This is a genomic window from Streptomyces sp. AgN23 (assembly GCF_001598115.1).
GTDB lineage: Bacteria > Actinomycetota > Actinomycetes > Streptomycetales > Streptomycetaceae > Streptomyces > Streptomyces antimycoticus.
This window is the reverse complement of record NZ_CP007153.1, coordinates 9,791,000-9,804,715: the sequence shown is the minus strand read 5'-3', so window position 1 is coordinate 9,804,715 and position 13,716 is coordinate 9,791,000. Positions and strand designations below refer to the sequence as shown.

Below are 13,716 nucleotides of genomic sequence, written 5' to 3'. Positions count from 1 at the left end.
CGCTGGTCGGATCACGACGTCCCGAACTCCTGGTCGATGAAGGCGAAGAGCTCGTCGGCCTCCGCCGTCTCCAGATGTTCGGCGACATCCTGGGCATCGCCGGAATCGGTGGCCGGGCCATCCGGGGCCGGGCCGCCACGGCCGCCGTCCCAGTGGGACAGAAGACGCTTCAACCGGCCCGCGACCATCGCCCGGGTGTCCTCATCGGCCGCCGCGCCCGTGCCGAGCAACGCCGCTTCCAGCCGGTCGAGTTCGGCGGCCACGTCCGATGGGTCGTCCGCCGCCACGGGAGCGATCTCCGCGTTCAGCTGTGCGGCCAGCGCGGCGGGGGTCGGGTAGTCGAAGATGAGGGTCGCGGGCAGCCGCAGCCCGGTGGCCGCGTTCAGCCGGTTGCGCAGCTCGACCGCGGTGAGCGAGTCGAAGCCCAGCTCCAGGAAGCCACGATCGGTGTCCACCGCCGACGCCGACCCGTGGCCGAGGACGGTGGCGGCGTGTTCCTGGACCAGGCGCAGCAGCGTCCGCTGCCGCTCTCCCTGGCCGAGCCCGGCAAGACGCCGCGCCAGCGGCGCCTCCTGCGCACCGGACTCGTCCTGGGCCGAGGCACGCCGGGACACGACGGGCCGTCGTACGAGTCCGTTGAGCAAGGGGGGCACAGGGGTGGTGTCGGCGGTGGCCGCCACGTGGCCGAGGTCGAGCCGCGCGGGCACCACCAGGCCCTCGGCCAGCCGCCCGGCCGTGTCGAACAGCCGCAGCCCCTCCTCGGAGGAGAACGGCACCAGCCCGCCGCGCGTCATCCGCGACAGGTCCGCCTCGGCGAGGTGTCCGGTCATCCCGCTGCGCTCGGCCCACATGCCCCAGGCCAGCGACACTCCCGGCAGACCCATCGCCCGGCGCCGCTGGGCCAGTCCGTCCAGGAAGGTGTTTGCGGCGGCGTAGTTGGCCTGGCCCGCGGACCCCAGAACACCGGCGGCCGAGGAGAACAGGGCGAACATGGCCACATCGAACCGGCGCGTCAGCTCATGCAGATGCCACGCCCCGTCGACCTTGGCGCGCAGCACCGCGTCCAGCCGCTCCGGTGTCAGCGAGGTCACCGTGCCGTCGTCCAGGAGGCCCGCGGCATGGACCACACCGGTCAGACCGTGCCCGTCATCGGGCAGCCCCGCCAGCAGTTCGGCCAGCACGTCGCGGTCGGCGACATCGCAGGCGGCAACGTCGACCGAGGCCCCCAGGGCCGTCAGCTCCGTCTCGAGCGCTGCCATGCTCTCGGCGGCGCGGCCACGGCGGCTGACCAGCAGCAGCCGACGTATCCCGTGCTCGGCCACCAGATGCCGCGCGACCAGCCCACCCAGGACACCTCCGGCACCGGTGATCAGTACCGTGCCTTCCGGGTCCAGCGCGGCCGGAACACTCAGCACCAGCTTGCCCACATGGCGGGCCTGGCTCATGAACCGGAACGCCTCGGGGGACCTGCGCACATCCCACACCCGGGTGGGCAGCGGCCGCAGTTCACCTCGCTCGAACAGGGCCACGATCTCGGCGAGCATGTCCCCGATGCGCTGGGGGCCCGCCTCCGCCAGGTCGAACGCCCGGTACAGCACGCCCGGACGCGCCGCAGCCACCTCATCGGCCGACCGCACATCCGTCTTGCCCATCTCGATGAACCGGCCGCCCTCGCCCAGCAGCCGCAGCGACGCGTCCACGAACTCACCGGCCAGGGAGTCCAGGACCACATCCACACCACGACCGCCCGAGGCGGCCTTGAACCGCTCCTCGAACTCCAGCGTCCGCGACGAGGAGATATGCGCCTCATCCAGCCCGAGACCGCGCAGGACATCCCACTTGGCCTCACTCGCGGTCGCGAACACCTCACAGTCCCAGGCGCGCGCCAACTGCACCGCCGCGATCCCCACACCACCGGCGGCGGCATGGACCAGCAGCGACTCACCACGCCGGAGACCCGCCAGCTCCCGCAACGCGTACAGAGCCGTCACAAACACGACCGGGACGGAGGCGGCCTCGGTGAAGGACCAGCCGTCCGGAATCCGCACCAGGGTGCGGTGATCCACGACGGCCAGCGGCCCGAAACCGCCCTCCCACAGCCCCATCACGCGGTCGCCGACGGCGAGGGAGGTCACACCGGGGCCGGCGGCCACGACCACACCGGCCCCCTCGCCGCCCATCAGGGCCTCACCCGGGTACATGCCCAGGGAGATCAGCACGTCGCGGAAGTTCAGGCCCGTGGCGCGCACCGCGACCCGCACCTCGTGCTCGCCGAGTTCCCCGGTGGCGTCCGTGGCCGTGGCCAGCGCCAGCCCCTCCAGCGTGCCCGCTCCGGACGCCTCCAGCCGCCACGCCTCCGTACCGACCGGCGGCGTCAGTACACCCGCCGCGGCCCCGGACGCCAGACGCGGCACCAGCATCTCGGCACCACGCACCGCCAGCTGCGGTTCCCCGATGGACACCGCCTGGTGCACCAGGGCCAGCGACTCCTCGCCGCCGTCCACATCCAGCAGGACGAACCGGTCCGGGTTCTCGGCCTGCGCCGACCGCACCAGCCCCCACACCGGAGCCGCCGCCAGGTCACGCGGGTCCACGCCGTCCTCGGTCGCCAACGCACCGCGGGTCACGAGCACCAGCCGCGCCTCGGCGAACCGGTCCTCCGTCAGCCATGCCCGGACCAGGTCCAGGGTCTGGTGGGCCACCGCCCGCGTCGCCGGAACGACGTCCTCACCGGGGGCGGAGGAGACGGTCACGAACACCAGGTTCGGCAGCGGAGCGCCCGACCCCACATGCGCCGCGAGAGCAGCCAGGTCGGCGTGCTCCTCCACCGACCCATCGGCCGCCTTCAACGCCCGGGCCAGGCCGAAGACATCGGGCCCGGCCACGGCACACCGGTCGGTCGCGGGGACCGGGGCGCTGGTGGACGCCGCGACCCACTCCACCCGGTACAGCGACTCGGTGTCCTCGGTGGACGACGCGAGCTGCGCTTCCGATACCGGCCGGGTGACCAGCGCCTCCGCGGATGCCACCGGCGTACCGGCGGCATCCGCCACCAGCACCGACATCCCATCGGCGCCCGTGCGGGCCAGCCGTACCCGCAGGGAGGTAGCGCCCGTGGCGTACAGCGACACACCGCTCCACACGAACGGCAGCCGAATCCCGCCCGAGCTCCCTCCGCTCTCCGCGGCAGCGGACACCAGCCAGGCGTGCAGCGCCGTGTCGAGCAGCGCGGGATGCAGCCCGAACCGGGCCGCCTCCGCCCGCGACTCCTCCGGCAGCGCCACCTCCGCGAAGACCTCATCGCCCTTGCGCCAGACGGCACGCAGCCCCCGGAACACCGGCCCGTAGGCCAGCCCCGTGGCCGCCACATCCTCGTAGAAGCCCGCGGTCTCAACCGCCTCCGCGCCCGCCGGCGGCCATGCGCTCAGGTCCATCTCACCCGCCGCCCCATCGGCCGCGGACGCCACGGCCAGCACGCCCTTCGCATGGCACGTCCACGGCGCGTCCGGGCCATCGCCACGACGGGAGTACACACTGAGCTCGCGCTCCCCGCCCTGCCCGGGGCCACTCACCACCAGCTGCACCTGGACCGCCCCCTCCTCGGGCAGCACCAAAGGCGCCTCCAGCGCCAGCTCCTCCAACCGGTCACAACCCACCGCGTCACCGGCCCGCGACGCCAACTCGACAAACGCCGTACCCGGCAGAATGACCCGGCCCAGCACCGCGTGGTCGGCCAGCCAGGGATGCGTACGCAGCGACAGCCGGCCGGTCAGCAAGAACCCATCGGAGTCGGGCAGCGGCACAGCAGCACCCAGCAACGGATGCCCCGCCGCGTCCAGCCCCGCCGACGACACGTCACCGGCGCCGTTTGCTTCGGGGTCCAGCCAGAAGCGCGCACGCTGGAAGGCATACGTCGGCAGATCGACGCGCCTGGCCGCCGTTCCGGCGAAGAGACCCGCCCAGTCGACGGATGCTCCGCCGACATACGCCTCGGCCAGGGAGGTCATAAACCGCTGCGGGCCGCCCTCGTCGCGGCGCAGCGAACCGACAGCCGTCACCCGGGCGCCATGGTCCTCCGCGGTCTGCTCCACCCCCATCGTCAGGACAGGGTGAGCGCTGGCCTCGATGAACACCTGGAAGCCATCGGTCAGCAGAACACGGACGGTCTCGTCGAAGCGCACCGTCTGCCGCAGATTGCGGTACCAGTACCCGGCATCCATCTCCGTGGTGTCCAGCACCCCGCCGGTCACCGTCGAATAGAACGGCACCGACGACGCACGCGGGGTGATTCCCGCGAGGATCTGCCGAAGCTCGTCCTCGATGGCCTCGACATGAGCGCAGTGGGAGGCGTAGTCCACGGGGACGCGACGCGCCCGGATCCCGTCGCCCTCGCATACGCCCATCAGCTCGTCCAACGCGTCGGCGTCGCCGGAGACCACGACCGCCGAGGGCCCGTTCACCGCCGCCACCGACAGCCGCTCACCCCACGCCTCGAGCCGCTCTTGCACCGAGTCCACGGGCAGCGACACCGACACCATGCCCCCGCGCCCGGACAGCGCACGCAGCGCCTGGCTCCGCAACGCCACCACCTTCGCCGCGTCCTCCAGCGACAGCGCACCCGCCACACACGCGGCAGCGATCTCACCCTGGGAGTGACCGATGACCGCCGCGGGCTCCACACCGTAGGAGCGCCACAGCTCCGCCAGCGACACCATCACCGCCCACAGCACCGGCTGGACCACATCCACCCGCTCCAGCGCCTCCGCGGCACCCTCACCGCCGCGCAACACCTCCGCGAGCGGCCAGTCCACGTACGGCGCCAACGCCGCCGCACACTCACCGATCCGCTCCGCGAACACCGGCGAGGCATCCAGCAGCCCCGCCGCCATCCCCACCCACTGCGAACCCTGACCAGGGAAGACAAGCACCGCCTGGTCACGAGCGCCGGCTGTCCCCCGTACCACACCGGGTGCCACGTTCCCCTCGGCCAACGCCCCCAGGCCGTTCAGGAGGCCGTCGCCGTCGCCCGCCAGCACCACCGCGCGGTGCTCGAACACACTGCGCGTGGTCGCCAACGACAGCCCGATATCGGCGGGCGAGACCTCTGGGCGCTCACGCACCTGCGTCAGCAGCCGCTCCGCCTGTGCCTCGACCGCGCTGTCCGACCGTCCGGAGATCACCCACGGCGTGATCTCCGGCAGTTCCGCCGCCGGGGCCTCGTCCTCGGCGGCAGGGCTGGCAGCGTCGTCCAGCGGAGCCTGTTCCAGCACGGCATGGGCATTGGTGCCACTCATCCCGAAGGAGGAGACTCCCGCACGCCGCGGCCGTCCCGTCTCCGGCCAGGGCATAGCGTCCGTCAGCAGGCTCACGCCACCCGCGGACCAGTCCACATGCGGCGACGGCTCATCGATGTGCAGCGACTTCGGCAGTGCGCCGTGCCGCATCGCCATCACCATCTTGATGACACCGGCCACACCGGCGGCCGCCTGCGCATGGCCGATGTTCGACTTCACCGAGCCGAGCCACAGCGGCTGGTCCGCGGGCCGGTCCTGGCCGTAGGTGGCCAGCACGGCCTGGGCCTCAATGGGATCGCCCAGCTTGGTACCGGTGCCATGTGCCTCGACCGCGTCCACCTCGGTGGCCGACAGCCGGGCGTTGGCCAGCGCGGCGCGGATCACCCGCTGCTGAGACGGCCCGTTCGGGGCGGTCAGGCCGTTGGACGCACCGTCCTGGTTGGTCGCCGTACCCCGGACGAGGGCCAGCACCTCGTGCCCGTTGCGCTGGGCGTCCGACAGCCGCTCCACGAGCAGCAGCCCGACGCCCTCGGCGAATCCGAAGCCGTCGGCGGCATCGCTGAACGCCTTGCACTTGCCGTCCGCGGACAGCGCCCGCTGACGGCTGAAGTCCACCAGCCCGACCTGCGTGGACATCACCGTGGCACCACCGGCCAGCGCCATGTCGCACTCGCCCTGGCGCAGCGCCTGGACCGCCAGGTGCAGCGCGACCAGCGAAGAGGAGCACGCGGTGTCCACCGTCACGGCAGGACCCTCGAGACCCAGGGTGTAGGAGACACGGCCCGAGGCCACGCTGCCCGCACTGCCGATGCCGAGGTAGCCCTCGATGCCTTCGGGAGAGTGCCCCTGCAGACGGGTGCCGTAGTCGTTGTACACAACGCCGACGAAGACGCCGGTCCGGCTCCCCCTCGCCGTCTCGGGAGCGATACCGGCCCGCTCGAACGCCTCCCACGACGTCTCCAGCAGCAGCCGCTGCTGCGGGTCCATGGACAGCGCCTCACGCGGCGAGATCCCGAAGAACTCCGGGTCGAACTGGTCCGCCTCGTAGAGGAAGCCACCGTTGCGGGCGTAGTACGTGCCCTCATGCGAGGGGTCCGGGTCGTAGGCCGATTCAAGGTCCCAGCCGCGGTTGGACGGGAGCGACGACGTGGCATCGGTGCCCGCCATCACCAGCTGCCACAGTTCCTCGGGGGTCTGCACACCACCGGGGAAGCGGCAGCTCATGGCCACGATCGCGATCGGGTCGTCGTCGGTGCCGGACGGGACGCCGGACGGTCCGCCCGGCGCCGCGGTGGCCGTGGCCTGGGATCCGAGGATCTCCGAACGCAGATAGTCCGCCAGTACCGTCGGGTTCGGATAGTCGAAGACGAGTGTCGCCGGGAGGCGCAGACCTGTTTCGGCGCTCAGCCGGTTCCGCAATTCCACGGCGGTGAGGGAGTCGAAGCCCAGTTCCTTGAAGGGCCGTCCCACCTCGACGGTGTCCGTCTTGGCATGTCCGAGGGCGGCGGCCACCTGGACCCGGATCAGCTCTTGGAGCAGGAACTGCTCCTGCTCCGCCTCGGACATGCTGACCAGTCGCCGCCGCAGGCGGGCGGCAACGTCGTCCACGTCCGTGTCTCCGGCACCCGCGGCACGCCGGACGGTCATCCCCGGTACGACGTTACGGAAGAGGGCGGGGAGTTCGGCGCCCTGCGCACGCAGCGTCGGGATGTCCAGCCGGAAGAGAACGGGTACCACCGCGTCCGAGACCAGAGCGGCGTCGAAGAGCTCAAGGCCCTCGTCCGTGGCCAGTGGCACCACGCCCGAGCGGGATATCCGCTGGATGTCGTCCTCGCCGAGGTGTCCGGTCATGCCGCTGGCCTCGGCCCACAGCCCCCACGCCATCGACACGCCCGGCAGCCCCTGAGCGCGCCGCCAGGACGCCAGACCGTCCAGGAACACATTCGCCGCGGCATAGTTGCTCTGCCCCGCACCACCCAGCACACCAGTGGCCGACGAGAACAGCACGAACGCCGACAGGTCCATCCCCGCCGTCAGCTCATGCAGATTCCATGCCGCATCCACCTTCGCCCGCAGCACCGGCTCAACCCGCCCACGCGTCAGCGACGTGAGCAACCCGTCATCGAGCACACCCGCCGCATGCACCACACCACTCAACACGAACCCCTCCGGCAACCCCGACAACACCCCGGCCAGAGCCACACGGTCCGCCGCATCACACGCCGCGATCACCACCTCGGCGCCCGCGGCCTCCAACCCAGCCCGCAACTCAGCCGCACCCTCAGCCTCCGCACCACGACGAGACAGCAACACCAACTTCCCGACACCATGCCGGGCCACCAGATGCCGCGCCACCACACCACCCAGCACACCCGTACCACCCGTGACCAGCACCGCACCCGAACCAAACCCACCCGCCCCCAAAGCCTCACCCGACAGCAGCACCCGGCCCAGACGCGGCACCCGCACCACGCCCGACCGCACCACCAACTGCTCCTCACCCCGAGCCAGCAGCCCCGGAAGAAGACCATCAACGCCCTCCAGGTCATCCGTGTCCACCAGCACCAGACGCCCAGGATTCTCCGCCTGCGCGGACCGCACCAAACCCCACACCGCGGCCCCCGCCAAATCCCCCACACCAACCCCGTCACCCACATCAACAGCACCCCGGGTCACCACCACCAACCGCTCACCCGCACGGTCCTCATCCGCCAACCGCTCCTGCGCCCGCTCCAGGACCTCCAGCACACGCCCGTACGCCTCACCCACCACATCCGCACCATCGGAGACCACCCGCATGACCTCTGTTCGCGGCGCGGCGTCACCCCCCGCCACGACGGCCCCGGGCGCGTCCACCCACTCGACCCGGAACAACGCCTCCCGCGCCGCCCCACCCGCGGCCTTCAGCTGATCCGCATCAACCGGGCGCAACACCAGCGACTCGACCGACGCCACCGCTCGCCCGGACTCATCGCCCACCAGCACCGACACCGCATCCGACCCGGCATCCGCCGACGCCAGCCGTACCCGCAGCGATGTCGCGCCCACCGCCTCCAGAGCGAACCCGCGCCACGAGAACGGCAGCCGACTCCCCGAACCACCCGCCAGGCTCTCGCTCACACCCATCGCGTGCAACGCCGCGTCGAACAGCGCCGGGTGCAAACCGAACTGACCCGCCCGGTCCCGCTCCGCCTCCGGGAGCTCGACCTCCGCGAACACCTCCCCCTCACGCCGCCACGCATGCTTCAACCCCTGGAAGACCGGCCCGTACTCCAACCCGTTCTCCGCGGCCCGCACATACTCACCCGACACATCGACCGGCTCGGCCCCCGCCGGGGGCCACACACCGAAGTCGAACTGTGTGCCGGAGACGGGCGCGGCCGAACCGACCACACCATGGGCATGCCGCACCCATGCGGCGCCCTCGCCCTCCGCTTCCTCCCGCGAGAACACGCTGACCTCACGGAAACCGGAAGCGTCCGCCTCCCCCACCTCGACCTGAAGGTGTACGCCACCCTTCTCGGGCACGACCAGCGGCGCTTCCAGGACCAGTTCCTCAACGCGACCGGCCCCGACCTGATCGCCCGCCGATACCACCAACTCCACGAAGGCCGTCCCCGGGAGCAACATCACCCCGTGTACGGCGTGATCCGCCAGCCACCCGTGCGTGGCCAAGGACAGCCGCCCGCTCAGCAGCACCCCGCCGCCGCTCGCCAACGACACCACCGCGCCCAGCAACGGATGCCCCAGCGAGCCCAACCCCACCGAACCCACATCGCCCACGCCCGCGGGAGCGTCGAGCCAGAAGCGCTCGTGCTGGAAGGCGTAGGTCGGCAGTTCCACACGGCGGGCGCCGTGTCCATCGAACACCTTCCGCCAGTCGACGCTCGCTCCGCTGACATGCAGCTCGGCGGCGGAGGTCAGGAACCGCTCAGGTCCACCCTCATCACGCCGCAGAGTCCCCAGGACCACCGCCCGCGACTCGGCGGCCTCCACGGTCTGCTGCACCGGCAGGGTGAGCACCGGGTGCGGGCTCACCTCGATGAACACGGTGTGGCCCTCATCGAGCAGCGTGCGCGTCGTGGACTCCAGCTCGACCGTCTGCCGCAGGTTCCGGTACCAGTACTCCGCGTCCAGCCCAGCGGTGTCCACCAGCTCACCGGAGACCGTCGAGTAGAACGGCACCTCCGACGAACGCGGCGCGATGTCCGCCAGAACCTTCAGCAACTCCGCGCGGATTCCCTCCACATGGGCCGAGTGCGAGGCGTAGTCCACCGGAACCCGGCGAACACGCACCTCCTCACCCTCCAGCTCCGCGACCATCTCATCCAGCGCGCCCGGGTCACCGGACACCACAACCGACCCCGGGCCATTCACCGCCGCCACCGAGATCGCGCCACCCCACCGGGCGAGACGCTCTTTCACCTGGTCGACCGGCAGCCCGACCGACACCATGCCACCACGGCCCGCAAGGCCCGCCGCGATGGCCTGCGACCGCAAGGTCACCACCTTCGCGGCATCCTCCAGCGAGAGCGCACCGGCCACACACGCCGCCGCGATCTCACCCTGGCTGTGACCCATCACCGCATCCGGCTCCACACCCACCGAACGCCACAACCTCGCCAGCGACACCATCACCGCGAACAGCGCCGGCTGGACCACGTCCACCCGGTCGAAACCAGGAGCGCCCTGGGCACCGCGCAGCACATCCGTCAGCGACCAGTCCACATGAGCCGACAACGCCGCCTCACACTCACCGATCGCCGCCGCGAACACCGGCGAGGACTCCAACAGCCCCACCGCCATGCCCATCCACTGCGCACCCTGACCCGGGAACACAAACACCGAACGACCAGGAGTCTCGGCGTCCTTTCCCCAGACCACGCCCGGGAGCTTCGCGCCCTCGGCCACCGCCTCCAGGCGCTCGAGGAGTTCCTCACGGCTGGTCCCGGTCACCACGGCGCGCTGCTCGAAGGCGAACCTGGTCGTCGCCAGGGAGAGCGCCACATCGGCAGCGCCCAGCTCCGGGCGCTCCGCCACGAACTCCCGCAGCCGCCCGGCCTGCACCCGCAACGCGGTGTCGGTCTTGCCCGACACCACCCATGCCACCGGACCCGCGAGGCCACCGTCAGCAGGCTCCTCGGCAACCTCCGCCTCGGTCTCGACCTCCGGAGCCTGCTCCAGGATCACATGCGCGTTGGTCCCGCTCACCCCGAACGAGGACACGCCCACCCTGCGCGGCTCCCCGGTCTCCGGCCACGGCCGCGCCTCGGTCAACAGCTCGACCTGGCCCTCGGACCAGTCCACATGGCTCGACGGAGCGTCGACATGCAGCGTCTTCGGCAGGACGCCGTGCCGCATCGCCATCACCATCTTGATGACACCGGCCACACCGGCGGCGGCCTGCGTATGACCGAGGTTCGACTTCAGCGAGCCCAGCCACAACGGCCGGCCCTCGGGCCGGTCCTGTCCATACGTCGCCAGCAGCGCCTGCGCCTCGATCGGATCGCCCAGCGTCGTACCCGTACCGTGCGCCTCGACCACGTCGATCTGGCTGGGGGTCAGCTCACAGTTTTCCAGGGCCTGCCGGATCACGCGGCGCTGTGACGGGCCGTTGGGGGCCGTGAGACCGTTGCTCGCGCCGTCCTGGTTCACGGCGGAGCCGCGTACCACCGCGAGTATCTGGTGCCCGTTGCGCCGCGCGTCGGACAGCCGCTCCACCAGCAGCACACCGATGCCCTCGGACCATGTGGTGCCATCGGCTCCGTCGGCGAACGCCTTGCACCGGCCGTCGGCGGCCAGTCCGCGCTGGCGGCTGAAGGTGACGAAGCCCTTGGGGCTCACCATGACGGTCGCACCGCCGACCAGCGCCATGGAGCACTCGCCCTGACGCAGCGCCTGCGCCGCCAGGTGCAGCGCGACCAGCGCCGATGAGCAGGCGGTGTCCACGGTCAGCGCGGGACCTTCGAAGCCGAAGGTGTAGGAGACACGGCCCGAGGCGATGCTGGTGGTGGCGCCGTTGTGGAGGTACGGCTCGATCTCGTCCGGTATCTGCGCGGCCTCGGACGCGTACGTGGTGTGCATGGCACCGGTGAAGACACCTGTCTGGCTGCCACGCAGTGACGCGGGGTCAATGCCCGCCCGTTCGAACACCTCCCATGAGGTCTCCAGCAGCAGCCGCTGCTGGGGGTCCATGGCGAGGGCCTCGCGGGGCGAGATTCCGAAAAACGCGGAGTCGAATTGGTCCGCGTCGTGGAGGAAGCCGCCTTCGCGTACGTAACTGGTACCCGGACGCTCCGGGTCCGGATCGTAGATCCCTTCCACGTCCCAGCCGCGGTTTGTCGGGAAGGGTGAGATCGCATCCGCTCCATCGGCGACCAGACGCCACAGCGCCTCGGGGGAATTCACTCCGCCCGGAAATCGGCAGGCCATACCGATGATGGCAAGGGGCTCGGTTGCCGAACTGATCAGCTGGCGGTTCTGACGCTTGAGCCGCTCGATTTCCTTGAACGACTTGCGCAGCGCTTCAACAGCTTTGTTCTGATTGGATGCAGCAGGCATCGAAAACTCCACACTTAACGCGTCGTTCGCTGGAGAGCGCAACGGCCCTGAGATTTTCCAAAACACGCCTTGCCAGACGGACACCGGCCACACTAGCCCCGCACCCGTAAGGGAAACCCTAGAAACCCGCGCAGGCTCGGTTAACACTCCCGGGCATGTTCGCGGGATTTGATTTCACCAATGTTTCACCGGCCGTGTATCGCGTGCCACCGTGCGTTCTCCGCCGCTGTTCGCGCTCCGGTTCGACCCGTCTTTTTCACGCGCCAGGGTCTTCTTCGATGCGGATCGCACCGGTTGGGCAACGGGATACGACCTCGCGCAGGGTGTCCAGCCGTCCGGCTTCCGGCTGTGCTTCGAGCAGAACGACGGAGCCGTCCTCGTCGCTCTGGTCGAACAGGTCAGGCGCGATCAGCGCGCACTGGCCCGCCGCACAGCACACCTCACGGTCGGCGGTGATCCTCATCGGGTCTCAGTCCTACCTTGTCGTTCGGGGTGATGAGCCGACCACTCGCGGAGTGGCCGGCTCAGGACAGGAATCCGGGCTCGTTCAGTCGTCCCAGGTGACGGGAAGCGACCTGGGGCCGTAGTGCACGAAGTCATCACGCATCGGGATCTCGTCGCCCGGGACCGTCAGCCGCAGCGTGGGGAACCTGTCGAACAGGGCCTCGTAGCCGACGCGCAGGATCGTGCGGGCGAGGTGCTGACCGAGGCACTGGTGCACGCCGTGGCCGAGCGCCAGGTGCCCGTGGTCCGTGCGGCCGATGTCGAGCTGGTCAGGGTTGTTGTAGCGCTCGGGGTCGCGGTTCACGGCGGGGAGGGCGACGGTGACCACTTCGCCCTTCTTGATGGCCTGGCCGGCGAACTCGACATCTTCGAGCGCCCACCGGCTGGCCCCGAGGTGGGAGATGGTGAGGAAGCGCAGGAGTTCCTCGACGGCACCCGCCATGAGCTCCGGGTCCTCGCGGAGCTTGGCCAGCTGATCGGGGTGCTCGAGCAGCGTGAAGACGCCCATGGCCAGCATGTTGCCCGTGGTGTCGAAGGCCCCGGTGATCAGCGTGGCGGCCATGCCCATGAGCTCCTGCTCGTTGAGCTGCCCGCCACGGATCAGGTCACCGAGGAGGTCGTCCCGGGGGTCGTCCATCCTGGTCGGCACGAAGCGGGACAGGAATCCGCTCATCCCCGACACGGCGGCGAGCGCCTCGGGGACGGTGCAGGAGAGGCGTCCGAGTGTCTCCACGTGCCGCTGGAGGGTCTTCCGCTCCGATTCGGGGACGCCGATCATCTCGCACATCACCCGGGAGGGAACGGATTCCGTGAATACCTCGACCAGATCGGCACCCGGACCGGCCTTTTCCAGATCGTCGAGTTGTTCGTGCACGATTCGCTCGATCATGGGGGCGAGCTGACGCGTACGACGGACCGTGAAAAAGCCGGTGACCAGCTTGCGATACTGGCTGTGGATCGGGTCGTCCGTCTTCGCGAAGGCGCCGGGGTCGGCCGGGCGGCCGTCGTACTGCAGCTCCGTGGGAACCGGCGAGATTATCCCTTCCTGGCGCGCACTGAAGCTTTTATGGGTGAGGAGTTCCTTCGCTTCGGCGTGACGCGTGATGAGCCACCCGGGCGACCCATCAGGGTAACTCATGCGCGTTATCCGCTCCTGCTCGCGCAGGGGGGTGTAGCCGTCCGGAGGATCGAAGGGGCAGCTCCGCTGGGTGGGCATTGACACAGTGGGGTGCGGGGCGTCGACCAAGACTCCTCCATCGATTTCACATCCATGCATCGAGGTCGTCGGCGGCTACACCGGCTGGCTCGATGTCGATGCTAGCTTCGCCGTCGACCCGACAGCACACCGAAAGGCCCC

Annotated in this window: 3 protein-coding genes; all 3 read right to left on the bottom strand. The window is 70.4% G+C overall.

Annotation, left to right across the window (positions count from 1 at the left end; all coding sequences use genetic code 11):
- Positions 1-11: 11 nt before the first annotated feature.
- The gene (locus AS97_RS42055) at positions 12-11,855 is read right to left on the bottom strand and encodes a type I polyketide synthase (protein WP_210566745.1); all 11,844 of its coding nucleotides are present in this window, start codon (positions 11,853-11,855) and stop codon (positions 12-14) included.
- Between the two features lie 256 nt (positions 11,856-12,111).
- Positions 12,112-12,318 carry a ferredoxin gene (locus tag AS97_RS42050; RefSeq protein ID WP_059142813.1) on the bottom strand — a complete coding sequence of 69 codons (207 nt, stop codon included), beginning with the start codon at positions 12,316-12,318 and terminating at the stop codon, positions 12,112-12,114.
- 84 nt (positions 12,319-12,402) lie between these two features.
- Positions 12,403-13,497, bottom strand: coding sequence for a cytochrome P450 (locus AS97_RS42045; RefSeq protein ID WP_232545999.1), 1,095 nt, complete (start codon positions 13,495-13,497; stop codon positions 12,403-12,405).
- Between the last annotated feature and the right edge of the window lie 219 nt (positions 13,498-13,716).

Excerpts from the sequence above, each read along its gene's own strand:
- AS97_RS42045 (WP_232545999.1), bottom strand. The coding sequence starts at position 13,497 with ATGAGTTACCCTGATGGGTCGCCCGGGTGGCTCATCACGCGTCACGCC.
- AS97_RS42055 (WP_210566745.1), bottom strand. The coding sequence starts at position 11,855 with ATGCCTGCTGCATCCAATCAGAACAAAGCTGTTGAAGCGCTGCGCAAG.
- AS97_RS42050 (WP_059142813.1), bottom strand. The coding sequence starts at position 12,318 with ATGAGGATCACCGCCGACCGTGAGGTGTGCTGTGCGGCGGGCCAGTGC.